Below are 25,704 nucleotides of genomic sequence, written 5' to 3'. Positions count from 1 at the left end.
TCGCGCGCCCGCAAGATCGCGTTTGCACGCTATGGATGAAGCGGATCGATGCGATGGCATGCAAGCGCGGCGGCATTCGGGCTCTGGGCGTGCCTGACGGGCTCGCCGTTCGCAGCGGCTTCGAGTTCCGAGATCGACCCCGCGGTCGAGCATGCGTTCCACCGTGCGCAGGTGCTTTGCGAAGCGGACGGGAGCCGCCTCTGGGGCATTGACCTCTGCGGCCCGCTGCTGGTGGCCGATCCTGCGACGCGTCGGGTCGTCGCGAATCGGGACGGCGTGCTGACACCGCTTCGATCAACGGGCGCATTGTTTCTCGGAACGCTGCCCGACGACGTGCCGATCGCGAATACCGCAGTCGACTGGAACGGCCGCAGGTGGACCATGCTGATGTCGCCGCTGCCCGACGCCGAGCCCGCGCTGTCGATCCTGCTGATGCACGAGGCCTGGCATCGCGTCCAGCGCGAGATCGGTCTGGGCGCGGTCAACGCCGATCAGGATCACCTCGACACCCTGGAGGGCCGTCTGTGGCTGCGTCTGGAATTGCGTGCACTGGCCGCGGCTGTCGGAGCGACGGATACGGATGCGCACGCCGTCGCACTCGACGATGCATTGGCATTTCGCGCCTGGCGTCGCATGCGGTGTGCCGGCGCCGGACCGGCAGAGGATGCGTTGGAACGGCACGAAGGTCTGGCCGAATACACGGGCCGGGTTCTGGCGCGGGACCGGGACCTGGTGTTCCATCTTGTTCGGGATCTGCAGGCAGCCGATGCGGTGTCGGAGTACGCGCGTTCCTTCGCGTACGCGACAGGTCCCGCCTACGGAGTGCTGTTGGATCGCCATGTCCCCGGGTGGCGGCGGAACTGGGATCGTCGCGGCGGACTGGCCGAGCTGTTGCCGGCGGCGGCCACGCGCCCGACAGCGGCGCTGGACGCAACCGCCTTGGAGCGTGCAGGCGCGCGTTACGGGATCGACGGGGTCCGTCTCGAAGAGACTGCGCGTGACGTCGAACGTCAGCGCGCGATCGCGGCGTGGCGTCGAAAGCTCGTGGACGGGCCGCGTCTGGTGCTGCCGGTGGCGGGCGCGAGTTTCAGTTTCGACCCGTCGCGCGTGACCCCCTTGCCGCCCGAGGGGGCGGTCTACGGCACGATCCGCGTGGCCACGACCTGGGGCGTTCTCGAAGCGGGCGAAGGCGGTCTGCTGTCCAGGGACTGGCAGCAACTCGCGGTATCCCGCGACGGAATCACGCGCTCGGCGGACGAGATCCGCGGCGCGGGTTGGGTGCTCCGGCTCGCACCGGGGTGGGGGCTGTCCGACGCCGGACCGTCGGGCGACTGGACACTCCGTCGGTCCGATGACGCGGTTGCGCGACCCGCGGACTGATCGCCGATGTGCCCGGCCGGGAAACGAGAAAACCCGGCCGATGGCCGGGTTTTTCTGCAGCATCCGCGACCGCCGGGGCGGCCGGGCTGACTCAGGCGGCGGCCTTGAGTGCCTTGATGCGTGCGGTCAGGCGGCTCTTGTGGCGAGCGGCCTTGTTCTTGTGGATCAGGCCACGCGAGCTGAAACGATCGAGGATCGGCTGGGCGACGTTGAACGCCTCCTGCGCGCCGGTCGCGTCGTTGGCGTCGAGTGCCTTGAGCACCTTCTTGACGGCGGTGCGGAGCTGCGAGCGCTGAGCGGAGTTGCGCGCGTTGCGCACGACGGTCTGCTTGGCGCGCTTCTTGGCGGACTTGATGTTTGCCACGATGGATTCCTGGAAGCTGGACGTGTGAAAATCCGGCGTCGCCGGACCAATGAAAATTTGAGCAGGAAATTATGGGTGTTTCAGTCACTTGCGTCAACATGCCCGGCCTGAACGGGATCTGCCGGTGACGGGCACGGATCCGGCGGCGGCTGGCCCGCCGTCGAAGCGCGGCGGGGGACTGTTGCGCTCGAGTGCGGTCTTCAGCGCGATGACCCTGATTTCCCGGATCGCGGGCTTCGCCCGCGACATGCTGCAGGCCACGCTGTTCGGCACCGGTGGCGCGATGAGCGCGTTCATTGTCGCCTATCGCATCCCGAATTTCCTGCGCCGGGTGTTCGCCGAAGGCTCGATGGCGATGGCGTTCGTGCCGGTGCTCAACGAGATCAAGCAGCGCGGTGACCGCGCCGCATTGAAATCCTTCATCGACCACATGGCCGGCGCGCTGTGCGCGGTGGTGCTGGTGGTCTGCGCGCTCGGCATGTTGCTGGCGCCGCTGATCGCGCGGCTGTTCGCGCCCGGCTGGGCCGACCAGCCGGAGCTGCTGGGGCAGACGGCCCTGATGCTGCGCATCACCTTTCCCTATCTGCTGTTCATCTCGCTGATGGCGCTGTCGGCCTCGATCCTCAACAGCCACGGCCGGTTCGGGCTGCCGGCGTTCACCCCGGTGCTGCACAACCTGACCATGATCGCGGCGATGCTGTGGCTGGCACCGCGCTTCGAGCTGCCGCCGCAGGGCCTGGCCTGGGGCGTGCTGATCGCGGGCGTCCTGCAGCTCGCGCTGCTGTGGCCTGCGCTCGGCCGTTTGGGCTTGCGACCGCGTTTCCGGCCCGGCTTCGGCCATCCGGAGGTGCGCAAGGTCGGCCGGCTGATGCTGCCCACGCTGTTCTCGTCCTCGGTGGCCCAGGTGAACCTGATCGTCGGCACGGCGTTCGCCTCGCTGCTGGCGGCCGGCAGCGTGGACTGGCTGTACTACTCCGACCGGCTCATCGAGTTTCCGCTCGGTCTGTTCGGCGTGGCCTTGGGCACGGTGATCCTGCCGCACCTCTCGCGCCGCCATGCGGCCGAGGATGCGTCGGGATACAACCAGTCGCTGGACTGGGGCCTGCGCATGGCGCTGCTGGCCGGCGTACCGGCGGGCCTGGGCCTGCTGCTGCTGGCCGAGCCGATCACGGCCACCGTCTACAACTACGGGCAGTTCAGCGCGGCCGACACGCGCATGGCCGCGATCAGCCTCACCGCGATGAGCCTCGGCGTGCCGGCCTTCATGCTCAGCAAGGTGCTGGCGCCCGCGTTCTACGCGCGCCAGGACACGAAGACCCCGATGCGCGCGGCGATCTGGACGGTGGCCGCCAACGTGGCGTTGACGGTCGCGCTGACCACGCCGCTGTGGCTCTACGAGGTGCCGGGCGCCCACGGCGGCATTGCCCTGGCGACGGCGCTGGCGGGCGTGGTCAATGCCGTGTTGCTGTGGCGGTCCCTGCGCCAGCGCGCCATTTTCACCCCCGAGCCGGGCTGGGCGACATACACGCTGCGCCTGGCCGGCGCCTGCGCGGCGATGGCGGTGGTGGTGCTGGGCCTGCGCTTCTGGATCGGCGCGTGGACCGAGATCGAGGGCGCGCTGCATCGCATCGGCTGGCTGACGCTCGTGATCGGGGCGGGCGGGGCGACGTACGTCGTGGCGATGGCGGCGCTGGGCCTGCGGCCGCGGCATCTCCGGCACTGAGCGTGGCCGCCGCGCACGCCGGCGGGCCCGGGGTCGGGCGGGGGGCGGCTATACTTGCCGGTCACTTTTCCCGCGGGCGCACATCGGCGTGCCCGCCGCATCGGATCCACATGAGCAGGCTGTTCCGCGACATCGCCGGCGGGCCCCTCTGTGCCGACGGCAGCGTGGTCTGCATCGGCGCATTCGACGGGCTGCATCTCGGTCACCAGGCCCTGGTGCGGCACGCCGTGGCGCGGGCGCACGTGCTGGGTGTCGAAGCCGCCGCGTTGAGTTTCGAGCCGCTGCCGCGCGAATTCTTCGCTGCGGCGTCGCCGCCGCCGCGGCTCGGACCGGTGCGGGCGAAGTTCGAAGGCCTGCGCGGGCTCGGGGCCGACGTGGTCGGCCTGCTGCGCTTCGATGCGCGCATGGCGGCGATGTCGCCCGAGGCCTTCGTCGACGCGGTGCTGGTGCAGCGTCTGCGCGCGCGCGAGGTCTGGGTCGGCCCGGGCTTCCGCTTCGGCCACAGGCGGTCCGGCGATCTGGCGACGCTGCAGGCTCGGGGGCGCGAGGCGGGCTTCATCGCCGGCGAGATCGAGCCGCTGGTGGTCGACGGCGAGCGCGTGTCCAGCACCCATATCCGCACTGCGCTCGTCGCCGGTGATTTCGAACACGCCGCGCGTCTGCTCGGTCGGCCCTATGCGGTGTCCGGACGCGTGGTGCGCGGCCAGCAGCTGGGCCGCACGCTGGGCTATCCGACCGCGAACCTGCGCTTCGGCGGCAAGGTGCCGGCGCTGCGCGGCATCTACGCCACGCGCGTGCACGGCATCGGCAGCGGTGCTGATGGAAGCCGCCCATGGCCGTCGGTGTCGAGCTTCGGCACCCGGCCGACGGTCGGCGGTGTCGAGCCGCTGCTCGAAGCCCACCTGTTCGATTTCGACGGCGATCTCTACGGCCGCCGCATCGAGGTCGAGTTCGTCGCACGCCTGCGCGACGAGGAAAAGTTCGACGACCTGCCGAGCCTGGTCCGGCAGATGGATCTCGACGCCGCACACGCCCGCGCGCTGCTGGCCGCCGCGCCGTCCTCACATCACGAAACGCCACAACAGGATTACGCGTGAGCGCCCAGTCCGACAGTTCTCCAAACCCCTACAAGTCGACGATCCATCTTCCGGAGACCGACTTCCCCATGCGCGGCGATCTGCCCAAGCGCGAACCGGCGATGCTGGCGCGCTGGGAAGACGAAGGCCTCTATGCGCAGCTGCGCGCGCATGCGCGCGGCCGTCCGCAGTTCGTGCTGCACGACGGCCCGCCGTATGCGAACGGTTCGATCCATCTCGGTCATGCGGTCAACAAGATCCTCAAGGACATCATCGTCAAGTCCAAGGGCATGGCGGGCTTCGATGCGCCCTACATCCCGGGCTGGGACTGCCACGGTCTGCCTATCGAGATCGCGATCGAGAAGAGGTGGGGCAAGGTCGGCGTGAAGCTCGATGCGGTCGAGTTCCGGCAGAAGTGCCGCGAATACGCCAACGAGCAGATCGACATCCAGCGCCGCGACTTCAAGCGTCTCGGTGTGCTCGGCGACTGGGACAACCCGTATCGCACGCTCGACTTCCGCTTCGAGGCCGACGAGATGCGCGCGCTGGCCAAGGTGGTCGACAACGGCCATCTGACCCGCGGCGTGAAGCCGGTGCACTGGTGCTTCGACTGCGGTTCGGCGCTGGCCGAGGCCGAGATCGAATACGCCGACAAGGTCTCGCCGGCGGTCGATGTCGCCTACATCGCGCGCGATTCCGCGGCGTTCGCACATGCATTCGGCGCGACGCTGCCGAGCGATGTCGACGTCGCGCTGCCGATCTGGACGACCACGCCGTGGACGCTGCCGGCCTCGCTCGCCGTGTCGCTGGGCGCCGATCTCGAGTACGCGTTGGTCGAAGGCCCGGTCTCGCAGGACGGCCGTCGCCGCTGGCTGGTGCTGGCCGATGCATTGGTGGAGCGCGCGCTGAGTCGCTACGGCGTGGTTGGCGATGTCGTCGTGCACGGCCGCGTCGCCGGCAGCGCGCTCGAGCACCTCGTGCTCGCGCATCCCTTCGCTTCTGAGGGGAATGCTTATGCCGAGCGCGACATCCCGGTGATCCTCGGCGAGCACGTCTCGGCCGAGGACGGCACCGGCGCCGTGCACACGGCGCCAGGCCACGGCCAGGAGGACTACGTCGTCGGCAAGGCCTACGGCCTGCTCGACCGCTACACCGCGGCCCAGATCAATCCGGTCGACGGTCGCGGCGTGTATCTGCCGACCACGCCGCCGATCGGCGACACCGTGCTCGCCGGCCTGCACATCTGGAAGGCCAACGACGTCATCGTCGACGCGCTGCGCGCGCAGGGCAGCCTGCTCGCATTCGCCAGGATCGAGCACAGCTATCCGCATTGCTGGCGCCACAAGACGCCGATCGCGTTCCGCGCGACGCCGCAGTGGTTCATTTCGATGTCGCAGGCCAAGCTGCGCGACGATGCGCTGGCCGCGATCCAGGACGTGACCTGGTATCCCGAATGGGGCCAGGCGCGCATCGCCGGCATGGTCGAAGGCCGCCCGGACTGGACGATCTCGCGCCAGCGCACCTGGGGCGTGCCGATCGCGCTGTTCGTGCACCGCGAAACCGGTGAGCCGCATCCGCGCAGCACCGAGCTGATGCGTCTGGTCGCCGATCGCGTCGAGCAGCACGGTGTCGACATCTGGTACACGCTCGACGCCAGCGAACTGCTGGGCGACGAGGCCGCCGACTACGAGAAGATCACCGACATCCTCGATGTCTGGTTCGACTCGGGCGTCACGCACGAGGGCGTGCTGCTGGCGCGTGGCTTCGACAAGCCGGCCGATCTGTATCTCGAAGGTTCGGACCAGCATCGCGGCTGGTTCCAGTCCTCGCTGCTGACGGGCGTGGCGATCGACAAGGCGGCGCCGTACCGCCAGTGCCTGACACATGGTTTTACCGTCGACGAGCACGGCCGCAAGATGTCCAAGTCGCTCGGCAACGGCATCGAGCCGCAGGACATCATGAAGACGCTGGGCGCGGACATCCTGCGCCTGTGGATCGCCTCGGCCGACTACAGCAACGAGATGTCGCTGTCGCAGGAGATCCTCAAGCGCACCGCCGACGCGTATCGCCGCATCCGCAACACCGCGCGCTTTCTGCTCGGCAACCTGGCCGGCTTCGAGCCGGCGCGTGACCTGGTCGCGCCGCAGGACATGGTCGCGCTGGACCGCTGGATCGTGCATCGCGCGGCCCAGCTGCAGTCGCGGATCGAGGACGCCTACGCGCGTTACGACTTCGCCGAGATCGTGCAGGCGCTGTCGAACTTCTGCAGCGTCGATCTGGGCTCGCTGTATCTCGACGTCACCAAGGACCGGCTGTACACGATGCCGGAGCATTCGGTCGGCCGTCGCAGCGCGCAGACCGCGATGTACCACGTCGCCGAGGCGTTCGCGCGCTGGATCGCGCCGGTCCTGAGCTTCACTGCCGACGAGCTGTGGGGGTATCTGCCCGCGCCCGCGGACGGTGCGCGCGAGGCCAACGTGCAGTTCGCGACCTGGTACACCGGGCTGCAGATGCTCGACGGCGATGCCGACTGGGGACCGCAGGATTTCGAACGTGTGCTGGAGCTGCGCGAGCGCGTGGCCAAGGTGCTCGAACCGATGCGCGCCAGCGGCGAGATCGGCGCCGCGCTCGATGCCGAGATCGAACTGCGCTGCGGCGTGTCGGACGCGAACTGGCTGTCGCCGGTGGTCGACGAGCTGCGCTTCCTGCTGATCAGCGGCGACGTGGCGATCGTGGACGACGCAGGCGCGACCGCGATCGGCATTTCCGCGCGCGCGACCGGCAAGCCCAAGTGCGTGCGCTGCTGGCAGCGCCGCGCCGATGTCGGCGCGCATGCCGAGCATCCCGAACTGTGCGGGCGCTGCGTGGACAACATCGCGACCGACGGCCGTGACGGCAGCGGCGAACTCCGGAGGTGGTTCTGATGGCCAAGGTGACGCCCAACGCCCTGCCGTGGCTGATGCTGTCGGTGGTGGTGATCGCGCTCGACCAGTTGACCAAGTACTGGGTGCTGACCTCGCTGCCCGAATACACCGCGATTCCGGTGATCGAGGGCGTGTGGAACTGGTACCGCACCTACAACACCGGCGCGGCCTTCAGCTTCCTCGCCGACGCCGGCGGCTGGCAGAAGTGGTTCTTCACCGGCCTGGCGATCGTGATCTCCGGCACGCTGGCGGTCTGGCTGGCACGCACGCCGCGCAGCGACTGGCGCACGGCACTGCCGTTCTCGCTGGTGATCGGCGGGGCGATCGGCAACGTGATCGACCGGCAGATCCACGGACATGTGGTCGACTTCATCCAGTGGCACTGGCAGGACCATTACTGGCCGGCCTTCAACCTGGCGGATGCGGCGATCGTCGGAGGCGCGATCGGCATCGCGCTGTTCGGCTTCATCGGGGGCAAGGACCGGGCCGGCCAGCGCCGCTGACCTCGTTGTTGAGAATCATTTGCGGTTGCGTCAGGGTCTCATTATCATCCGCGCTCTGGCGCCGGGTGTTCCGGCGTCCCCAGCCGGTGAGACCCCACGATGTCCCTGTTGTCCGCGTCGAAGACCGCTTCGCGTTGCGTACGTCATCCGCTCGCCCTGTGTTGCGCCGCCGCGCTGGCGGCCTCGGTGCCGCTGTCCTCGAACGCCGCTGACGATGCCGGCCTGGCAGACCCGATCGAACTCAACCGCGTCGAAGTGCACGCCGATGCGGTCGCCGGCTACGGCGCGCCGCCGAGCAGTGCCGGTACCGGCCTGCGGCTGACGGCGCGGGAAACCCCGCAGTCGGTCAGCGTGCTCACGCGCGACCAGCTCGACGATTTCGGCCTCGATAACCTCAACGACGCGCTCGACGCCGCACCCGGCATCGGCGTGGAGCGGGTGGAGACCGGGCGGACCTACTACACCGCGCGCGGGTTCGACATCAGCAACTTCCAGTTCGACGGTCTCGGCGTGCCGCTGCCCTACGGCATCCAGGATGGCGACGTCGATCTGGCGATGTTCGACCGCATCGAGGTGCTGCGCGGGGCGAACGGTCTGATGTCGGCGACCGGCAATCCCTCGGCGACGATCAACTTCGTGCGCAAGCGACCGACCGCCGCCTTCGAAGGCGCAGTGCAGGCGACGGTCGGCAGCTGGGACCGCCAGCGTCTCGATGCCGACGTCGGCGGGCCGCTGGGCACCGACGCGGTGCGCGGTCGCCTGGTGGCGGCGTACGAGGACGGCGACAGCCATCTCGATCGCTACCGGCTGGAGAAGTCGCTGGTCTACGGTGTCGCCGACGCCGATCTGGGCCCGTCGACGCGGCTGACCGCCGGCGTCTCGCGCCAGGACAACAACGCCGACAGTCCGCTCTGGGGCGCGCTGCCGCTGTTCTACGCCGACGACGCACCGACCGGGTACCGGCGCAGCACCAGCACGTCCGCGGACTGGGCCTACTGGGACACGCGCGACACGCGCGCGTTCGCCGAGCTCGCGCACGCTTTCGGCAACGACTGGTCGCTGCGCGCGGCGTTCAATCATCAGGACAAGGACCAGGATTCCGAGCTGTTCTATGTCTACGGCACGCCCGACCGCGACACCGGACTCGGCCTGTTCGCCTATCCGTCGGCCTATGCCGGCTCGACACGCAGCCGTCATGTGGACGTGCGCGCGAGCGGACCGCTGGCGTTCGGCGGACGGCGTCACGACGCGGTCGTGGGTGCGAGCTGGGCGGACAGCCGTGTGCGCGAGATCTCCTGGTACGGCAACGATGTCGGCACGCCGCTGGGGCCCGGGGGCGCGTTCGACGGCCGCTATCCGAAGCCGGCGTTCGACAGTGACAGCGACGGCTCGGATTTCGAATTCCGTCGCGACGCGCTGTACGCCAACGTGCGCTGGGATCTGGCCGACACGTTCAAGCTGATCACCGGTGCCAACCATGCGCGCGTACGCATGGCGGGCACCGGTTACGGCACGCCGAAGGACAGCGAAGTCACGCGCACCACGCCGTTCGTCGGTGCGGTCTGGGATATCGCGGCCGCGTATTCGCTCTACGCCAGCTACGGCGGCATCTTCGCCCAGCAGACCGAACTCGATGCGTCCGGCGCGCCGCTCGAGGCGATCGAGGGATCGAACCTGGAGGCCGGACTCAAGGGCGCGTGGCTGGATGGCCGGCTGAATGCCTCCGCGGCCGTGTTCCGCGTGGAGCAGGACAATCTGGCGCGCTACGTCGGCTTCGATGTCGACAGCGGCCGCTCGGTGTACGCGGGCGAGGATGCGCGCTCGACCGGCATCGAACTCGAGGTGGCGGGCGACATCGGCGAGGTGTGGTCGCTGTCCGCGGGCTGGACCCGTCTGCGGATCGAGGACGATGCCGGCGACGACAGCCGTCCCTACGTGCCCCGCACCACGCTGCGCGCGGCCGCGGTCGCGCGTGTCGATGCGGTGCCGGGGCTGCGGGTCGGCGGTTCGGTGCGCTGGCAGGGCGACATCTGGCAACCCGTGGTGCTACCGGACGGCGCCCCCGCGCGGGTCGAGCAGACCGCGTACGCGGTGGTCGGACTGATGGCCGGGTACCGCCTGCGCAGCGGCTGGGACGCGACCTTGAATCTCGACAATGTCACCGACCGCCGCTACATCACCTCGCTCTACAGCGCGGGGCAGGGCTTCTACGCAGCGCCGCGCAGCGTCTCGCTGACGCTCGGTTACCGGTTCTGAGCGGTAGCGGGCACGATGACCGCGCACACGCCGACACGCCGCCCCGCCGCCGACCGCGGACGCTGGCGGCATGCCGCGGAGGTGGTGCTGCGCACGCTGGTCGCCGTGGTCGGCGGCTATGCGCTCGCCCATGCGTTTTCCGCCCTCGCGGCGTCGGCCCTGCCGTTCGCGCGCGCGGACCGGGTGATCACCGGCATGTTGCTCGCGTTTCCGGTGTGGGTCGTCGCGGCGGTGTACACCTTCGGCGCGCGGCACTGGGCGCGCGCCGCCATCGCGGTGCCGCTGCTGACGCTTGTGCTGCTGGCCGCCGCGTCGCTGCTGTCGGCGCAGGCGGTGCGACCGTGAACCGCATCCGGAGACCACACGCATGAAGAACTCGCTGCGCCAGGCGATGGCCTGGCTGCACACCTGGGCCGGCCTGCTGTCGGGCTGGTTGCTGTTCGTGATCTTCGTCGGCGGCACGCTTGCCTGCTTCGACCGCGAACTCGACGACTGGATGCGCCCGGCATTGCACGATCTCGCCGGTCCGCAGCCCACGCGCTTCGACGCCGCGTTCGAGCGCGTCGAGGCCGAGGCGCCCGACGCCCATGTGTGGTGGGCGCACGTCTCCAGCGCCCGCAAGCGCGGTGTCGAGGCATTCTGGTTCAACGACGACGGCAGCGAAGGCGCGGTGCTGCTCGACCCGCGCGACGGCGCGGCGATTCCCGGAACCGCCGGCGGCCAGTTCTTCTTCCGCCTGCATTACGACCTGCACGCAGGGCTGTGGGGCATGTACGCGGTGGGACTGCTCGGCATGATGATGCTGGTCGCGCTGGTGGCCGGAGTGATCACGCACAAGAAGATCTTCAAGGACTTCTTCATGCTGCGCTGGCGCGGCGGCGGGCAGCGCGCCTGGCTCGACGGACACAATCTGGCCGGCGTGCTGGGGCTGCCGTTCCACGTGATGATCGCCTACACCGGCGTCGCCATTTTCGCGGCCAGCTACATCGTCGGCGGCACGCAGGCGGCCTACGGCGGCGATACCGAAGCGTTCTTCGCCGACGCGGGCGGGTTCTACGAGCGTGAGGAAACGGGCACACCGCTGACCTCGCGCCATTCCGTCGATGCGCTGGTGGCCGACGCCGAACGCCGCATGGGCGTGCCGGTGGACTGGGCCTCGATCCACCATCCGGCCGACGGCAGCGCACTGATCGCGTTCGGCACCGACCATTCGCGCCGCGTGGCCTGGGACATGCAGCAGGTGCACTACGACGCGGCCACGGGTGCGTTCGTGCACCAGTCAACGCCGGCGACGGCGGGTTACACCGCCTATGCGTTTCTCGGCGGGCTGCACATGGCGCAGTTCGGCGGCGCGCCGCTGCGCTGGCTGTACTTCGTGCTGGGCCTGGCCGGCTGCGTGATGCTGGCCACCGGCATGCAGGTGTGGGTGCGCAAGCGCGCCCAGCGCTGCGCCACGGCGGGCCTGGTGTCGGGGCACGGCCTGGTGCGCGCGCTCAATGTCGGCGTGGTCGCCGGCATGCCGCTGGCCTGTGCGTCCATGCTGCTGGCCAACCGCCTGTTGCCGGCCGCGATCGAGAACCGGGCCTCGGCCGAGATCGCCGTCTTCTGTACGGTCTGGGCGCTGGCGGCGGCCTGGGGCGCCGCACGTGACCGCGTGGGCCACGGCTGGCGCGATCTGTTCCTCGCGACCGCCATCGCGATGGCGGCGATTCCGCTGGTCAACGCGGCCACCGCGTCCGACAGCCACCTCGGCGTCACCCTGGCCCGCGGTGAATGGGCCTTGGCCGCGGTGGACCTCGTCGCGATGGGGTTTGCGCTCGGTTTCGCCCTGCTGACCCGCGCGGCCGGCCGGAGCGCCGCTGTGGCACGTGCGGCCCCTGCGGCGTCACCGGGCCGCATGGCGCGCGCCGGAGAGATCGCATGATCCCGCTGGGCGTCGTGCTGCTCCTCGCTGCGTGGTGGGCCCTGGCGGCGGCGATGCCGCCGGACACGGCGCGCCCGCGGCGCCGCGCGCTGCGCGGGCTGGCCGTGGCCGGCGTCACGGCCAGCCTGGTCTGCTTCGTGGCCGCCATCGGCATCGAGCAGGGGCCGGTGTTCTGGGCCGCGGTGCTGATGCTTTCGGCCCTGCTGGTTGCGATCGTGCGTGCGCTGGGCCAGCCGGGTGCGCGCCCGCGCGGCCGCCGGGGATAAACATGGAGGGGCCGCGAGCGGCCGCGGTGTTCCGCCGGCGTTGGCGGCGGTGCGGGTAAACTGCGCGGCATGGATATCGTGCTCGCCAATCCCCGCGGCTTCTGCGCCGGCGTCGACCGTGCGATCGAGATCGTCAAACGCGCGATCGAGACGCTCGGTGCGCCGATCTACGTGCGTCACGAGGTGGTGCACAACCGCTTCGTGGTCGAGGACCTCAAGCGCCGGGGCGCGATCTTCGTCGAGGAACTCGACGAGGTGCCCGATGGCGTGACCGTGATCTTCAGTGCGCACGGCGTCTCGCAGGCGGTGCGCGAGGAGGCCGACCGCCGCGGTCTCAAGGTGTTCGACGCGACCTGTCCGCTGGTGACCAAGGTGCACTTCGAAGTTGCCCGTCATTGCCGCGCCGGCCGCGACGTGGTGCTGATCGGCCATGCCGGTCACCCCGAGGTCGAGGGCACGATGGGCCAGTGGCGCGCGGAGGCGGGTAGCGGCGCGATCTACCTGGTCGAGGACGAGGCCGACGTGGCCGCGCTGGTCGTCGGCCAGCCGGACAATCTGGCCTACACCACCCAGACCACGTTGTCGGTGGACGACACCCGCGGCGTCATCGCCGCACTGCGCGCCAAGTTTCCCGCGCTGCAGGGGCCGAAGAACGACGACATCTGCTACGCCACCCAGAACCGCCAGGACGCGGTGCGTGACCTCGCGAAGGTTTGCGACCTGGTCCTCGTCGTCGGCTCGCCCAACAGCTCCAACTCCAACCGCCTGCGCGAGCTGGCCGAGCGCGACGGCGTGGAGGCGCATCTGATCGACGGCGCCGACGAGATCGACCCGCGCTGGGTCGAAGGCCGCCAGCACATCGGCGTGACCGCCGGCGCCTCGGCGCCCGACGTGCTGGTGCAGGGCGTGCTGACGCGCCTGCGCGAGCTCGGCGCAGGCAGCGTGCGTGAACTGGCCGGCGAGCCGGAGAACATGGTCTTCGCCCTGCCGCGCGAATTGCGCCTGCAGCTGGTCGATTGACCGCAGGGCCTGCGCTCCCTAGAATTCGCGTCCCAAGCCGGAATAGCTCAGTTGGTAGAGCGGCGCATTCGTAATGCGTAGGTCGTAGGTTCGATTCCTATTTCCGGCACCACGCTGCAAAAGAAAGGCTGCGCCCGACGGGCGTGGCCTTTTTTGTGCGTGTGCTGGATCAAGGATCGGTGCCACGACGCGCCGCCGCCGGCGCATGTGCCGAGGCACATGCAGGCGTCGCTTCGAGCACGATCATCCCTGTGTGGCGATGGGGTACGAGAGCGTACGCGCGAAGCGAACGGTAGCAGGTGTGCCTCCGATCACTCGCCCTCCAGCGCCCGCCGCGCCACCGCGGGGTCGTCGGCGAACAGGCCGTCGATGCCGGCGTCGACATGGTCGCGGATATGGCGGATCGAGCCGGCATCGTGTCGGGCCGTGTCGTCGCCGTTTCGGTACTCCGCGGGTAGATAGGTGTTCTCGGGGCGGAAGGTGTAGGGCATGACCTGCAGGCCGGCCGCATGGGCGGCGTCGATCAGCGGGCTGCGCAGGCGGCCGTCGCGGCCGCGTTGGAGCTGGAGTACCTGGAACGGCGGACCGATCAGTTCCGCATAGGCGGCGATGGTGCGCAGGCCTTCGGGCTGCATCATCGCGCCGTAGGTCGGGGCGTCGTCGGCGGCTGGATCGACGGGCCGGCTGCGCGGATCGCCCAGCAGTTGCAGCAGTCGCACGTTGGGCAGGGTGCCGAGCCGCGGACGCAGTGCGCGCAGGTTGGCGGTTTCGAACGACTGGATGATCACCGGTGCGCGCCGGGTGTAGGGATGCGCCGCGAGCGCGGCCAGCAGCCGCTCTTCCATCGGCAGGCCGATCGCGCGGAAGTAGCCGGGATGCTTGAGCTCGGGCACCAGGGCGATCGCGCGCCCGGTGCGTGCGGCGGCGTCGGCGGCCAGCGCGATGATCTCGTCCAGCGTGGGCACCTCGAACTGCCCGTCGTGGGCGGTGGATCGCAAGGCGGGGCGCGGTTCACGCGCGCGCAGGGTCTTGAGTTCGGCGAGGGTGAAGTCTTCGGTGAACCAGCCCTCGACCCATTCGCCGTCGATCTGCCTGCGGGTGCGGCGGGCGGCGAATGCCGGATGCGCGGCGACATCGGTGGTGTTGCCGATCTCGTTCTCGTGCCTGGCCACGAGTACGCCGTCGCGGGTGCTCACCAGATCCGGTTCGATGGCATCGGCGCCGTCGTCGATCGCGCGCGCGTACGCGGCCAGCGTGTGCTCGGGCATGACCGCGCTCGCGCCGCGGTGGGCGATGAGCAGGGGACGGTCGACATCGGGCATGGCGTCTCCAGCAACGGCCGGCGGCCGGGGCGAGCTGGCGCAGGCGGCGAGCGCCAGCAGCGGGAGCAGCATCGTGGCACGCATGGTGGGCGATCCGGGCGGCGGACCCTCGACGATGCAGTGATGCGGTGTCGACCCGATGACAGCGGTCTCGCGTGTCGAGACGGGGGGCGGCTAGAGTGACGGCTGATGCACGACGGATACTTCGATGGCCAGGGCAAGGACGGCATACGTCTGCAGTGAATGCGGCGCGGATTTCAACAAGTGGCAGGGGCAGTGCAGTGCCTGCGGCGCCTGGGACACGATCGCCGAGATCGTGCTGGAAAGCGCAGCGGCGGCGAAGTCGCCCGCATCGCGGCGCAGCGGCTGGGCGGGCAAGATCGACGCGCCCAAGGTCATGGCGCTCAAGGACGTGCAGCAGGGCGAGGACGTGCGCGTGTCGACCGGCATCGGCGAGTTCGACCGGGTGCTCGGCGGCGGCCTGGTGGAAGGCGCCGTCGTGCTGGTCGGCGGCGATCCGGGCATCGGTAAGTCGACGCTGCTGCTGCAGGCGCTGGCGCAGATGGCCGGCACGCTGCCGGGCCTGTACGTCACCGGCGAGGAATCGCTGGCACAGGTGGCCGGGCGCGCCGTGCGCCTCGGGCTGTCGCTGGACGGCCTGCACGCGCTGGCCGAAACCGGCATCGAGCGCATCCTGCAGCACGCCTCGGAACTGCGGCCGAAGCTGATCATCGCCGACTCGATCCAGACCCTCTGGACCGAATCCCTGACCGCGGCGCCCGGCTCGGTGAGCCAGGTCCGCGAGACCGCGGCGCGCCTGGTGCGCTACGCCAAGGAAACCGGCACCGCGGTGTTCCTGGTCGGCCACGTGACCAAGGAAGGCGGTATCGCCGGCCCGCGCGTGCTCGAGCACATGGTCGATGCGGTGCTGTATTTCGAAGGCGACAGCGGCAGCCGCTTCCGGGTGATGCGTGCGTTCAAGAACCGCTTCGGCGCGGTCAACGAACTGGGCGTGTTCGCGATGGGCGACAAGGGTCTCAAGGAAGTGCCCAACCCGTCGGCGATCTTCCTGTCCGGCGGCAGCACGCCGCAGCCGGGCAGTTGCGTGATGGTCACGCGCGAGGGCACTCGGCCGTTGCTGGTGGAAGTGCAGGCGCTGGTGGATGCCTCGCCGCTGTCGAATCCGCGCCGCGTCGCGGTCGGCATGGAAGGCAATCGCCTGGCGATGCTCTTGGCCGTGCTGCATCGCCACGGCGGCATCATGACCGGCGACCAGGACGTGTTCGTCAACGTCGTCGGCGGCATCCGCGTGCAGGAAACCGCGGCCGATCTGCCGGTGCTGCTGTCGGTGCTGTCGTCGCTGCGCGATGCGCCGTTGCCGGACAAGACGATCGCGTTCGGCGAGGTCGGACTCAGCGGCGAGATCCGCCCGGTGCCCAACGGCGAGGAGCGCCTGCGCGAAGCGGCGACCCACGGTTTCAGGCGCGCGATCGTCGCCAGGGCGAACGCGCCCAAGACCGGCAGCTTCAAGGGCATGGAGGTCATTGGCGTCGAGCGCTTGGCCGAAGCGCTGGAACACCTCTGACCGCGCGCGGCGGCTACCATCGGGCGATGTCGTTTACGCCCACCACGATGGCCGCCGCGCGCGTCGTCTCCATCGTCCTGCATCCCTTCATCGTGCTGGCGACGCTCGCGCTGCTGGCGGCATGGCGCCTGGATCCCGCATCGCTGCCGCGTACCGCGCTGGGAATCGGCGTCGCGATCGCGATCGTGTCGGTCTTCATCTGGCAGCGGCGGCGCGGCGGCCATTGGGAAACGGTGGACGCGTCGCGTCGTCAGGAGCGGCCGCTGCTGTACGCACTCGCGCTGCTGGTCGCCGCGGTCTACTGGCTGTGGATGGGCGGCCGCGCGTCGGCGACCTCCAGCGGCGTGCTCGCCGCGGTCGCGATGCTGTGCGTGGCCGGCATCGCCAACCGCTGGATCAAGCTGTCGCTGCACATGGCCAGCCTGGCATTCGCTGGCGTCGCCGCGTGGGCGCTGTGGCCGGCCGCGGCCTCGGTCGCGTTGGCGGCATTGCCGCTGCTCGGATGGGCACGGCTGCGGATGGCGCGGCACACGTTGCCCGAAGTGCTCGGCGGTGCCGGCCTCGGGCTGCTCGTCGGAATCGCCTCGACGGCCGCCTGACGCGCGGATGCGGCAGGTTCCGATGCCGGCCGTTCGTGGGATCGTGCAGGCTGTCGGAGCGGCACGTCGCCGCGCGGATCAAGGACGCAGCAGATGCACAGGTTTCCACGACGCTTCATGCCCGGTTTCGGCGCCGCGGTGTGCTGGCTGGCCTTGCTGCTGGCGCCGATCGCGGCTGTCGCGGCCGATGCTTCCGATCGCATCGGCGTTCCCGGCCCGATCCGTTTCGGCGACACGGACTTCGTGCTGCAATGGGTCAGCAATCCATCGCCCGACCTTTACAAGCAGGAGTACGTGCCGGCCGGTCAACGCGTCGAGCGCTACGACAGCATGCTGCTGATCGACGTGCGGCCGTTCGGTGCCGATCTCGCGCAGACGGCGCGCGCCATGATCGAGCAGATCGAGGCCCGCAAGGCCAGCGACCCGGTGGCCAACGTCGAGGTGCTGGTCAACGAGGCCGGCGACGAGGTGCTGCTCGATTTCCTGCTGTCGGCATCGGACGCGTCAGGCGTCATCGTCGAATGGAACGCCTACCGCTATCGCCGCGGACCGGGCGGGCAGGGCACGACGATGGTCGGCATCAGCCGCCGAGGCTATGGCGACGCGGCGCGCGCGTTCCTGGTGGATCTCAAGACGCGCCGCCCTCAGGACATCGCCACGCTGTCCGCCCTGTCACGGTTCGAGATCCGGTTGCCGGCGCCCGCGCCGTAGGCCTGGCTCGTCGGCTCAATGCCCGCCTGCCGCCGCGCCGCCCGCCTTGGCCGTGAACGGAGGTTTCGCCATCCACACGAACGCGATCACCACCAGGAACAGGATGCCGAGCAGGTGGAAGATCTCGTTGAAGCCGATCTGCGTGGCCTGCTGCGCGATCATCTGCTCGAGCAGCATCGCGCCGCGTTGCAGATCCCCGTTGCCGAGCGCGGTGACCGTCTGCTGCATGGCGGGGTCGTGTGCCGGGATGTGCTCGGTGAGCTGCGCATGATGGATGGTGCTGCGCTGGTTCCAGGCCCAGGTCGTCAGTGATGCGGCGAAACTGCCGCCGAGCGTGCGGCAGAACGTGGCCAGGCCCGAGCCCGCGGCGATCTCGTGCGGCTCCAGGTCGGACAGCAGAATCGTCAGCACCGGCATGAAGAACAGCGCCACGCCCAGGCCCATCCACAACTGCACCATCGCCACGTGTTGGAAGTCGACGTCGAGGTTGAAGCCCGAGCGCAGGAAGCTGGTGAAGGCCATCACCATGAAGGCGAAACTGGCGAGGATGCGCAGGTCGAAGCGCGTCGCGTACTTGCCGACCAGCGGCGTGAGCAGCACCGGCAGGATGCCGATCGGTGCGGTCGCGAAGCCCGCCCAGATCGGCGTGTAGCCGAGATTGCGCTGCAGCCACAGCGGAATCAGCAGGCCGACGGCAAAGAACGCCGAATAGCCGAGCACCATCGCGATCGTGCCGGACGCGAAATTGCGGTGCCGGAACAGGCGCAGGTTGACGATCGGGTCCTTCTCCGTGAGTTCCCAGATCAGGAACACCGCCAGCCCCAGCACCGAAACGATCGACAGCCAGACGATCTTCGTCGACTCGAACCAGTCTTCCTCGTTGCCCAGATCGAGCACCGTCTGCAGCGCGCCGACGCCGATGATCAGGGTGATCAGGCCGACGTAGTCCATCTTCGGCGTTTCGAGTCTCTCCGGGCGGCCCCGCAGCTGGCTGGCGACGACGAGGCTGGCGAAGATGCCGATCGGCACGTTGATGAAGAAGATCCATTCCCAGCTGTAGTTGTCGGTGATCCAGCCGCCGAGGATGGGCCCGCAGATCGGCGCGACCACGGTGACCATCGCGAGCAGCGCGATGGCTTGTCCGCGTTTGGCCGGTGGATAGATCGAGATCAGCAGCGCCTGGGTGACCGGATACATCGGGCCGGCGACGAAGCCCTGGATGGCGCGCGCGGCGACCAGGAAGCCCATGCTCGATGCGAGCCCGCACAGCAGCGACGCGAGCACGAACGCGAACGTGGCCCAGACGAACAACCTGCGTTCGCCGAAGCGCCGGGTCATGTAGCCGGTGAGCGGCAATGCGATCGCGTTGCTGACCGCGAACGAGGTGATCACCCACGTCGCCTGGTTGGCGCTCGCGCCGAGATTGCCGGCGATCGTCGGCAACGACACGTTGGCGATCGTGATGTCGAGCACCTGCATGAACGACGCCAGCGCAAGGCCGATCGTCGTCAGCGCCAGGTTCGGCGGACGGAACGCAGGTGGCGCGGCCGGGGCTGGCGCACCCGACGCGTCGGCGGTGGTCGTGGACATGGAGGAATCCGGGGCCGGTGGGTGCGCGGCGCGGGGCGACGCGCAGGAGTCAGCGAAACGCGGCGCTGTTGCCGCCGCGCGTCATTGGCGGGCGCGGGCGCCCGAAGGCAGGTTCTGCTCGATCGTGCGCGCGATCAGTGCGTCGGCGTCGGCGAGCTGCGCGGCGTAGGCATCGGTCGCGAGCAGCGGCGCGGCGCGTCCGGTCTCGACGCTCGCGAGCACCGGCCCGTCCTGGTCGCGCACCGTCACGTCGACGTGCATCGACAGACCCAGCCGCAGCGGGTGTTCGACGACCTGCTTCGGATCGAGCTCGATCCGCACCGGCACGCGCTGCACGATCTTGATCCAGTTGCCGCTCGCGTTCTGCGCCGGCAGCAGCGAGAACGCGCTGCCGGTGCCCATGCCGAGGCTCGCGACGCGTCCGTCGTAGCGCACGTCGCTGCCGTAGAGGTCGGCGTGCACCTCGACCGGCTGGCCGATGCGCATGTCCGTCAGCTGCGTTTCCTTGAAGTTCGCTTCCACCCACACCTGTTCGAGCGGCACGATCGTCATCAGCGCAGCGCCGGGCTGCACGCGCTCGCCCAGCTGCACGTCGCGCTTGGCGACATAGCCGGACACCGGCGCGACGATCGCCATGCGCTGCAGGTTGAGCCAGGCCTGACGCAACTGGCCGGCGGCGGCCTGCACCTGCGGCTGGCTGGCGACCTCGGTCGCATCGACCAGGGCGCGGCTGCGCGAGAGTTGACCCTGGGATGCGGACAGCGCGGCCTCGGCGGCGGCCAGGACATCGCGTGCGTGGGCGAGCTCCTCGCGTGACACCGCGCCGCTGGCGACCAGTCCTTCGCGACGCTTCACATCCTCGCGCGCCTGGCGCACGGCGACCTGGCGCGCGGCGAGGTCGGCCTGGCCGGACTCGACGCTGCTGTAGAGCCCGCGCACCTGGCGCACGGTGCCGGCGAGGTTGGCGACGGCCTGATCAAAGGCCACCTGCGCATCGTTCGGGTCCAGATGCACCAGCGCCTGGCCGGCCTCGACCCGCATGCCGTCGTCGGCGTCGATCGACACCACCGTGCCCGTCGTTTGCGGCACGATGCTGACGACATTGCCCTGCACGTAGGCATCGTCGGTGTCCTGGTGCCAGCGCGCGACCAGCAGGTACCACGCGGCCCAGCCGACGCCGGCGAGCAGGGCGACGGCGGCGAGAACGAGAAGCGCGCGACGACGCGTGCCGGTCTTCGGCGCGGGCGTGGCGGCGGAGGAGGTCTGTTCGGAAGTCATGGCGTGGTCGCCCCGGCGTGGGTCTGCGTGAGGGAGGTGGGTGCGGTCGGCGCGAGGCCGCCACCGAGCGTGCGGTCGAGATCGACCACGGCGGACAGGCGCTGCGCGCGCAGCGTCGCGAGCTGCTGTTCGAGCTGGAACAGCGGCCGTTGCGCGGCGAGCACGTCGAGCTGGTTGCCGATGCCGGCGTCGTAGCGTGTATCAGCCAGTGCGAACGCCTGCCGCGCGGCGTCGAGTGCGCCGCTCACGGTGTCGATCTGCGCGTCCAGTGCACGCGCCGCCTGCAAGGCGTCGGTGACCTCGCGCAGCGACTGCACCAGGGCCTGGTTGTAGCTGGCGACGGCGAGGTCGTAGTCGGCATCGCGCTGCGACAGGCCGGCGCGCAAGCGGCCGCCGTCGAAGATCGGCAGACTGATCGCAGGCCCGCCGACGCCGAGCAGCGCCTCGCTGCCGAACAGGTCCGACAGGTTGCCGGCGGCCAGACCGACCAGCGCGCTCAGATTGACGCTGGGCTTGAACGCGGCCTTGGCGGCATCGACGCCGCGCGACGCGGCTTCCACGCGCCAGCGCGCGGCGACGACATCGGCGCGATGGCCCAGCAGTTCGCTCGGCAGCACCGCCGGCACCTGCGGCGCGGGTGCCTGCAACAGCTGTGGGCGCGCGATGTCGAGGCCGCGGTCCGGGCCCTTGCCCAGCAGCGCCGCCAGCGCGTTGCGCAGCGTGTCGATCTGCTGCTGCGCGGCCTGCGCCTGCTGGCGTGCGATGCCGATCGCGGCATCGGAATTGCGCAACTGCAGCTGGTTGTCGACGCCGGCGTCGACACGCTGGCGGGCGAGATCGCGCAGACGCGTCGCGCGCGCGGCCTCGCGCGTCGCGACGTCCTGCGCATCGAAGGCCTGCGCGAGTGCGATGTAGCTGCGTGCGACATTGGACGACAGCGTCAGCCGCGCAGCCTGCGCATCGACTTCGGCCGCGCGGGCCTGACCGGCGGCTGCTTCGAAGGCGGCGCGCTGACCGCCCCACAGATCGGGCGCCCACGCGAAATTCAACGTCAGGATGCCGCTGGCCTTGAAATCGCCGCCGAGCGGCTCTGGCGCAATGGTCTCGGGCAGCTGCACTCCGCTGAGTCGCGCGCTGGCGCCGAGCGTCGGCGTGCGCTGCGCATCGGCCAGACCGGCCTGCGCCTGCGCGCTGCGGGCGCGGGCGTCGGCGGCGGCCAGCGTCGGGCTGTCGCGCAGCGCCTCGTCTATCAGCGCGTCGAGCTGCGGATCGCCGAACGCGGTCCACCAGTCACTGCGCGGAAAGTCGGCGGCGCTCAGCGGTTCGGCGGCGAGGCTGCGCCCGGTCGCGAGCGTGTCGGCATCGGTGGTCGTCAATTGCGGCGCGAGGCCGCGGCTGCTGGCGCAACCGGCCAGAAGCAGCGCGGACGCGAGCAGGGTGACAAACGGCAACGCCGCAGCCGGCGCCCGTCGCGGGGCGCGTGTCGTGGAAGAAGACATGGTCACTGTCCCGGGAAGGAGAGGTTGTCGCGGACCTGTTCGAGAACGCGAATGAACTGCAGGCGCTGGTCGTCGTCCATGCCCGACATCGCGCGCTCGCGCACGCGGTTGCCGCACTGGTCGATGTCGCGCCAGATCGCCTCGCCCTGGTCGCTGAGACGGATGCGCACCACGCGGCGGTCACCGGGATCGGCGTGTCGCTCGACCAGGCCGCGTTCGATCAGCTTGTCGATCAGCCGCGTCATCGCGCCGGGGTTGAGCTCGGCAGCGCGCGCCAGATCGGTCGCGCTGGTGGTGCCGGCGGCCAGTTTTTTCAGCGTGATGTACTGGCTGAAGCTCAGGTCGTGGCCGGCCTTCGACAGCTCGTCGGCCATCCGCGCCCACATCGCGTCACGGACCTGCCGGAACAGCAGGCCCAGCGATGAGCCGCTGGAGGAGGCGCAGGCGCGAGAGGTGTCCATGGCGGCGCATGTTCCTCGCCTCCGCAATTGTTGTCAAGGCAAGTATTGTTGCGGCAAATGGATTGCGGGGTAGGCGGAAGGCTTCGGTTCAGAAAAGCCGACGGGTCGCCGGTCCGATGCCTTGATTTCGCAGGGCCGGCGCAACTGGCGCTCGGGTTTCGAAGGGTCCGGCCGATCGGGTAGAGGCGGGCCGCGGCGCTGCCGGCAGCGCGCAGGCGGGTGGCAGCGAGTCCTTCGGCCACCTCGGTCGACACATCGATCACCCGGCCATCGGAATCGAATGTCAGCACTCACATGAAACGTCCGGCGTAGTCGGCCGCCGCAAGTTCCTCCGGAGAGTCGGTGCGTCCGTCGACGAACATGCGGTCGCCCTGCACGAATCCAGACGATTCCAGCCGTTCGGCCACGTCCATCACGATTGCCGCAGCGACGCGGCCGTCGAAGCGCAGCGTGACGCGACGCATTCCCGGCGCCACGCCCAGCGCTGCGAGATCGATCGCGTCACAGCGGACGAACCTCGACGCGCCATGTTCGGTGCCCGTCCACAGCGCATGGCGTCCGCCATCGTCATCGAGCTCCAACCGCACCTCGACCGCGCGCTGCGGAAAATCCCGTGTCTTCCAGCAGGCCAGATGCGGTGCCTCCGGGCGGGTCAGCAGGCCCAGTGCAACCGGACGCGCGCCCGAGCCGGTCACCGGCGCGCTCCAGAGGAACTCGATATGGCCGACGATGGGCGAGGGTGTCTCGCCCGCCGCAATCTTGGGGGGCAGTGCGGCGAGCAGTGCGAGCGCGGACATCCATGTGCGCATGTGGTGGCTCCCTTCTCGAGGTGCGTCAGCCCGTCCGCCGCAGCACCAGTTCCAGCACGAACTTGCTGCCGAAGAACGCCAGCACCAGCAGCGCCATCGCGGCCAGCGTCCAGCCGACCGCGCGGGTGCCGCGCCAGCCGTGGCGCCAGCGGCCGAACAGCAGGGCGCCGAAGGCCAGCCACGACAGCACGCTGAGCACGGTCTTGTGCATCAGGTGCTGGGCGAAGAAGTCCTCGACGAACAACACGCCCGTGACCAGCGTGGCCGTGAGGAGCGCGAAGCCGACCCAGATCGTGCGGAACAGCAGCGATTCGAGTTCGGTCAACGGCGGCAGTGCGCGCAGCCAGCGGTGGAACTCGCGTCGGCGCAGCGCGCGTTCCTGGGCCCACAGCATCAATGCGAGCACGGCGGCGACGGCCAGCGCGGCATAGGCCAGCAGCGCGAACCAGGCATGCAGGTGCAGGCGCCAGTCGAGGGTGTCGGATGCGGCGTGCGTGGACTGCCCGTACCCGAGCAGGGTCAGTGCAGCGATCGGAAACACGATCACGCCCAGCGCCGCCATGCGGCCGCGCACGTCGTAGAGCGCCGTCAGCATCGCCATACCCAGGCCCACCAGGGACAGCGCGGCGAAGAAATGCAGTTCCGCGCCCACGTCGCGCCAGACCAGCACATGGGCGGTGGCATGCAGCGCCACGGCGCCGAGCGCGGGCCCGGCCCACCAGGCGTTGCCGGGCCTGGGCTCGCGTGCCACGCCGCGCACCAGCGCCGCGGCCGCCAGCAGATAGAGCAGGGCTGCAATGAGAACGATTGTCATCGTGGCAGTGTCGCATGCCGCGCGCATGCCGGGCAGCGCCCCGTGGCGCGGGCTGGCACGCCCCGGTGCCGGCGACGGCGCCGGCTATAATCGCCGGCCGTATTCCGCCGCATCGAGTTGTCGCATGTTCGAGTCCCTGACCCAGCGTCTGTCCGGCACCATGGAACGCCTGCGTGGCCGCGGTCGCCTGACCGAGGAGAACATCCGCGAGGCCACCCGCGAGGTTCGCATCGCGCTGCTCGAGGCCGATGTCGCGCTGCCGGTGGTGCAGGCGCTGATCGAACGCATCAAGGTGCGGGCGGTCGGTCAGGAAGTGCTGAAATCGCTGACGCCGGGCCAGGCGCTGATCAAGGTCGTGCGCGACGAGCTGACCGCGGTCATGGGCGCGCAGGCGACCGAGCTCAACCTCAACGTGCCGGCGCCGGCGGTCATCCTGATGGCCGGCCTGCAGGGCGCGGGCAAGACCACGACGGTCGGCAAGCTCGCCAAGCTGCTGAAGGAAAAGCGCAAGAAGAAGGTCATGGTGGTGTCGGCCGACGTCTATCGTCCGGCCGCGATCGAACAGCTCAGGACGCTGGCGCAGCAGGTCGACGTGAGCTTCTTCCCGTCCGAGTCCTCGCAGCAGCCGGTCGACATCGTGCGCGCGGCGATCGCCGATGCCAGGAAATCCTTCATCGACGTGCTGCTGGTCGACACGGCCGGCCGTCTCGCGATCGACGAAGCGATGATGGACGAGATCAAGGCGCTGCATGCCGCGGTCAATCCGGTCGAAACGCTGTTCGTGGTCGACTCGATGACCGGCCAAGACGCGGCCAACACGGCCAAGGCCTTCGGCGAGGCGCTGCCGCTGACCGGCGTGGTGCTGACCAAGACCGACGGCGACGCCCGCGGCGGCGCGGCGCTGTCGGTGCGCTACATCACCGGCAAGCCGATCAAGTTCGTCGGCACCGGCGAGAAGGTCGACGGCCTCGACGTCTTCCACCCCGAGCGCGTCGCCGGCCGCATCCTCGACATGGGCGACGTGCTGTCGCTGGTCGAGCAGGTCGAAGGCCAGGTCGACAAGGACAAGGCGCAGAAGCTCGCCGAGAAGGTCGCCAAGGGCAAGAAGTTCGACCTCAACGACATGCGCGACCAGCTCGAACAGATGCAGAACATGGGCGGCATCGGCAGTTTGATGGAGAAGCTGCCCGGCCTCGGCAACGTGCCCGAGCATCTCAAGCAGCAGGTCAGCCAGGGCAAGGAAGTGCCGCGGATGATCGCGATCATCAACTCGATGACCAAGAAGGAACGGCGCAACCCGAACCTGCTCAACGGCTCGCGCCGCGCACGCATCGCCGCCGGTTCGGGCACCACGCCGTCCGACGTCAACAAGCTGATGAAGCAGTACATGCAGATGGAAAAGATGATGGGCAAGATGGCCCGCGGCGGCATGAAGGGCATGATGCGCGGGCTGCAGGGCATGATGGGCGGCATGGGCCGCATGCCGTTCCGCTGAGTGCCTGCGCCATGCCCGGCTGCGCTGGCCAGGTGACGTGCGTGCAGCGCGCGAGTGGCTCACCTGCGGCATGCACCCTGGGCTTCCGGCGCTCCGCCACGCGCC

The 25,704-nt window shown here is 69.7% G+C and carries 22 protein-coding genes and 1 tRNA gene; 15 read left to right on the top strand and 8 right to left on the bottom strand.

The window, feature by feature from the left end; translation table 11 throughout:
• Positions 1 to 48 precede the first annotated feature (48 nt).
• Positions 49 to 1,380 carry a hypothetical protein gene (locus PQS31_RS02360; protein ID WP_272761068.1) on the top strand — a complete coding sequence of 444 codons (1,332 nt, stop codon included), beginning with the start codon at positions 49 to 51 and terminating at the stop codon, positions 1,378 to 1,380.
• A gap of 91 nt (positions 1,381 to 1,471) precedes the next feature.
• Here PQS31_RS02360 and rpsT read toward each other — a convergent pair whose 3' ends face one another.
• The gene (rpsT, locus tag PQS31_RS02355) at positions 1,472 to 1,744 is read right to left on the bottom strand and encodes a 30S ribosomal protein S20 (RefSeq protein WP_096208933.1); all 273 of its coding nucleotides are present in this window, start codon (positions 1,742 to 1,744) and stop codon (positions 1,472 to 1,474) included.
• 178 nt (positions 1,745 to 1,922) lie between these two features.
• Between rpsT and murJ the strand changes: the two genes are divergently transcribed.
• The 10 genes from murJ (at position 1,923) to PQS31_RS02305 (ending at position 13,548) form a co-directional block, all read left to right on the top strand.
• Positions 1,923 to 3,467 (top strand): murein biosynthesis integral membrane protein MurJ, encoded by a 1,545-nt coding sequence (gene murJ, locus PQS31_RS02350; RefSeq protein ID WP_272761442.1) that lies wholly within the window; start codon positions 1,923 to 1,925, stop codon positions 3,465 to 3,467.
• 110 nt (positions 3,468 to 3,577) lie between these two features.
• A complete protein-coding gene (locus tag PQS31_RS02345; RefSeq protein ID WP_272761067.1) occupies positions 3,578 to 4,564 on the top strand; it encodes a bifunctional riboflavin kinase/FAD synthetase in 987 nt (328 codons plus the stop codon).
• A 68-nt stretch (positions 4,565 to 4,632) separates the two neighbouring features.
• On the top strand, positions 4,633 to 7,467 hold the full coding sequence (gene ileS, locus PQS31_RS02340; RefSeq protein WP_272761441.1) for an isoleucine--tRNA ligase: 2,835 nt from the start codon (positions 4,633 to 4,635) through the stop codon (positions 7,465 to 7,467).
• Entirely contained in the window at positions 7,467 to 7,970 is a 504-nt protein-coding gene (gene lspA, locus PQS31_RS02335; RefSeq protein WP_272761066.1) for a signal peptidase II, read from the top strand. Before ileS ends, lspA begins: the two co-directional genes overlap by 1 nt.
• A gap of 99 nt (positions 7,971 to 8,069) precedes the next feature.
• Entirely contained in the window at positions 8,070 to 10,226 is a 2,157-nt protein-coding gene (locus PQS31_RS02330) for a TonB-dependent siderophore receptor (protein ID WP_272761065.1), read from the top strand.
• 15 nt (positions 10,227 to 10,241) lie between these two features.
• Entirely contained in the window at positions 10,242 to 10,571 is a 330-nt protein-coding gene (locus PQS31_RS02325) for a DUF3649 domain-containing protein (RefSeq protein WP_272761064.1), read from the top strand.
• A gap of 22 nt (positions 10,572 to 10,593) precedes the next feature.
• Positions 10,594 to 12,150 (top strand): PepSY-associated TM helix domain-containing protein, encoded by a 1,557-nt coding sequence (locus PQS31_RS02320; protein ID WP_272761063.1) that lies wholly within the window; start codon positions 10,594 to 10,596, stop codon positions 12,148 to 12,150.
• Complete coding sequence (locus PQS31_RS02315; protein ID WP_272761062.1) at positions 12,147 to 12,416, top strand: hypothetical protein; 270 nt, start codon at positions 12,147 to 12,149, stop codon at positions 12,414 to 12,416. Before PQS31_RS02320 ends, PQS31_RS02315 begins: the two co-directional genes overlap by 4 nt.
• Before the next feature lie 69 nt (positions 12,417 to 12,485).
• Complete coding sequence (ispH, locus tag PQS31_RS02310) at positions 12,486 to 13,436, top strand: 4-hydroxy-3-methylbut-2-enyl diphosphate reductase (RefSeq protein ID WP_272761061.1); 951 nt, start codon at positions 12,486 to 12,488, stop codon at positions 13,434 to 13,436.
• Between the two features lie 36 nt (positions 13,437 to 13,472).
• Positions 13,473 to 13,548, top strand: a tRNA-Thr gene (locus tag PQS31_RS02305).
• Between the two features lie 199 nt (positions 13,549 to 13,747).
• Here the strand turns inward: PQS31_RS02305 and PQS31_RS02300 are convergent.
• A complete protein-coding gene (locus tag PQS31_RS02300) occupies positions 13,748 to 14,758 on the bottom strand; it encodes a glycerophosphodiester phosphodiesterase family protein (RefSeq protein ID WP_272761440.1) in 1,011 nt (336 codons plus the stop codon).
• A gap of 208 nt (positions 14,759 to 14,966) precedes the next feature.
• On the opposite strand from PQS31_RS02300, the gene radA reads away from it, so the two are divergent.
• From radA to PQS31_RS02285, 3 genes are all read left to right on the top strand, one after another.
• Positions 14,967 to 16,343: a DNA repair protein RadA gene (gene radA, locus PQS31_RS02295; protein ID WP_272761060.1), complete on the top strand. Its 1,377-nt coding sequence runs from the start codon at positions 14,967 to 14,969 to the stop codon at positions 16,341 to 16,343.
• Between the two features lie 26 nt (positions 16,344 to 16,369).
• On the top strand, positions 16,370 to 16,942 hold the full coding sequence (locus tag PQS31_RS02290) for a hypothetical protein (RefSeq protein WP_272761059.1): 573 nt from the start codon (positions 16,370 to 16,372) through the stop codon (positions 16,940 to 16,942).
• Between the two features lie 93 nt (positions 16,943 to 17,035).
• Complete coding sequence (locus PQS31_RS02285) at positions 17,036 to 17,653, top strand: hypothetical protein (protein ID WP_272761058.1); 618 nt, start codon at positions 17,036 to 17,038, stop codon at positions 17,651 to 17,653.
• Positions 17,654 to 17,668: 15 nt separating this feature from the next.
• Here the strand turns inward: PQS31_RS02285 and PQS31_RS02280 are convergent, their stop codons facing one another.
• The 6 genes from PQS31_RS02280 to ccsA all read right to left on the bottom strand — a co-directional run bounded on the left by PQS31_RS02280 (position 17,669) and on the right by ccsA (position 24,104).
• Positions 17,669 to 19,243, bottom strand: a complete 1,575-nt coding sequence (locus PQS31_RS02280; RefSeq protein WP_272761057.1) for a DHA2 family efflux MFS transporter permease subunit — start codon at positions 19,241 to 19,243, stop codon at positions 17,669 to 17,671.
• A gap of 81 nt (positions 19,244 to 19,324) precedes the next feature.
• A complete protein-coding gene (locus tag PQS31_RS02275; protein ID WP_272761056.1) occupies positions 19,325 to 20,521 on the bottom strand; it encodes an efflux RND transporter periplasmic adaptor subunit in 1,197 nt (398 codons plus the stop codon).
• Positions 20,518 to 21,972 carry an efflux transporter outer membrane subunit gene (locus PQS31_RS02270; protein WP_336314319.1) on the bottom strand — a complete coding sequence of 485 codons (1,455 nt, stop codon included), beginning with the start codon at positions 21,970 to 21,972 and terminating at the stop codon, positions 20,518 to 20,520. Before PQS31_RS02270 ends, PQS31_RS02275 begins: the two co-directional genes overlap by 4 nt.
• Positions 21,973 to 22,022: 50 nt before the next feature.
• Complete coding sequence (locus PQS31_RS02265) at positions 22,023 to 22,481, bottom strand: MarR family transcriptional regulator (protein WP_272761054.1); 459 nt, start codon at positions 22,479 to 22,481, stop codon at positions 22,023 to 22,025.
• A gap of 290 nt (positions 22,482 to 22,771) precedes the next feature.
• Positions 22,772 to 23,290 carry a hypothetical protein gene (locus PQS31_RS02260; protein ID WP_272761053.1) on the bottom strand — a complete coding sequence of 173 codons (519 nt, stop codon included), beginning with the start codon at positions 23,288 to 23,290 and terminating at the stop codon, positions 22,772 to 22,774.
• Between the two features lie 25 nt (positions 23,291 to 23,315).
• The gene (gene ccsA, locus PQS31_RS02255) at positions 23,316 to 24,104 is read right to left on the bottom strand and encodes a cytochrome c biogenesis protein CcsA (RefSeq protein WP_272761052.1); all 789 of its coding nucleotides are present in this window, start codon (positions 24,102 to 24,104) and stop codon (positions 23,316 to 23,318) included.
• 124 nt (positions 24,105 to 24,228) lie between these two features.
• Between ccsA and ffh the strand changes: the two genes are divergently transcribed.
• Positions 24,229 to 25,599 carry a signal recognition particle protein gene (gene ffh / locus PQS31_RS02250; protein WP_272761051.1) on the top strand — a complete coding sequence of 457 codons (1,371 nt, stop codon included), beginning with the start codon at positions 24,229 to 24,231 and terminating at the stop codon, positions 25,597 to 25,599.
• Positions 25,600 to 25,704 lie beyond the last annotated feature (105 nt).

Source organism: Luteimonas sp. BLCC-B24, assembly GCF_028550595.1.
Taxonomy (GTDB): Bacteria; Pseudomonadota; Gammaproteobacteria; order Xanthomonadales; family Xanthomonadaceae; genus Luteimonas.
Note: the sequence above shows the minus strand (reverse complement) of the source record. Positions and strands in the feature narration are given on the sequence as shown.

Coding starts and splice junctions, on each gene's coding strand:
- PQS31_RS02345 (WP_272761067.1), top strand. CDS start 3,578: ATGAGCAGGCTGTTCCGCGACATCGCCGGCGGGCCCCTCTGTGCCGAC.
- PQS31_RS02325 (WP_272761064.1), top strand. CDS start 10,242: ATGACCGCGCACACGCCGACACGCCGCCCCGCCGCCGACCGCGGACGC.
- PQS31_RS02260 (WP_272761053.1), bottom strand. CDS start 23,290: ATGCGCACATGGATGTCCGCGCTCGCACTGCTCGCCGCACTGCCCCCC.
- ccsA (WP_272761052.1), bottom strand. CDS start 24,104: ATGACAATCGTTCTCATTGCAGCCCTGCTCTATCTGCTGGCGGCCGCG.
- ileS (WP_272761441.1), top strand. CDS start 4,633: ATGCGCGGCGATCTGCCCAAGCGCGAACCGGCGATGCTGGCGCGCTGG.
- PQS31_RS02275 (WP_272761056.1), bottom strand. CDS start 20,521: ATGACTTCCGAACAGACCTCCTCCGCCGCCACGCCCGCGCCGAAGACC.
- lspA (WP_272761066.1), top strand. CDS start 7,467: ATGGCCAAGGTGACGCCCAACGCCCTGCCGTGGCTGATGCTGTCGGTG.
- PQS31_RS02315 (WP_272761062.1), top strand. CDS start 12,147: ATGATCCCGCTGGGCGTCGTGCTGCTCCTCGCTGCGTGGTGGGCCCTG.
- PQS31_RS02290 (WP_272761059.1), top strand. CDS start 16,370: ATGTCGTTTACGCCCACCACGATGGCCGCCGCGCGCGTCGTCTCCATC.
- PQS31_RS02280 (WP_272761057.1), bottom strand. CDS start 19,243: ATGTCCACGACCACCGCCGACGCGTCGGGTGCGCCAGCCCCGGCCGCG.
- PQS31_RS02285 (WP_272761058.1), top strand. CDS start 17,036: ATGCACAGGTTTCCACGACGCTTCATGCCCGGTTTCGGCGCCGCGGTG.
- ispH (WP_272761061.1), top strand. CDS start 12,486: ATGGATATCGTGCTCGCCAATCCCCGCGGCTTCTGCGCCGGCGTCGAC.
- PQS31_RS02265 (WP_272761054.1), bottom strand. CDS start 22,481: ATGGACACCTCTCGCGCCTGCGCCTCCTCCAGCGGCTCATCGCTGGGC.
- ffh (WP_272761051.1), top strand. CDS start 24,229: ATGTTCGAGTCCCTGACCCAGCGTCTGTCCGGCACCATGGAACGCCTG.
- radA (WP_272761060.1), top strand. CDS start 14,967: ATGGCCAGGGCAAGGACGGCATACGTCTGCAGTGAATGCGGCGCGGAT.
- PQS31_RS02360 (WP_272761068.1), top strand. CDS start 49: ATGCGATGGCATGCAAGCGCGGCGGCATTCGGGCTCTGGGCGTGCCTG.
- PQS31_RS02330 (WP_272761065.1), top strand. CDS start 8,070: ATGTCCCTGTTGTCCGCGTCGAAGACCGCTTCGCGTTGCGTACGTCAT.
- PQS31_RS02320 (WP_272761063.1), top strand. CDS start 10,594: ATGAAGAACTCGCTGCGCCAGGCGATGGCCTGGCTGCACACCTGGGCC.
- PQS31_RS02300 (WP_272761440.1), bottom strand. CDS start 14,758: ATGCCCGATGTCGACCGTCCCCTGCTCATCGCCCACCGCGGCGCGAGC.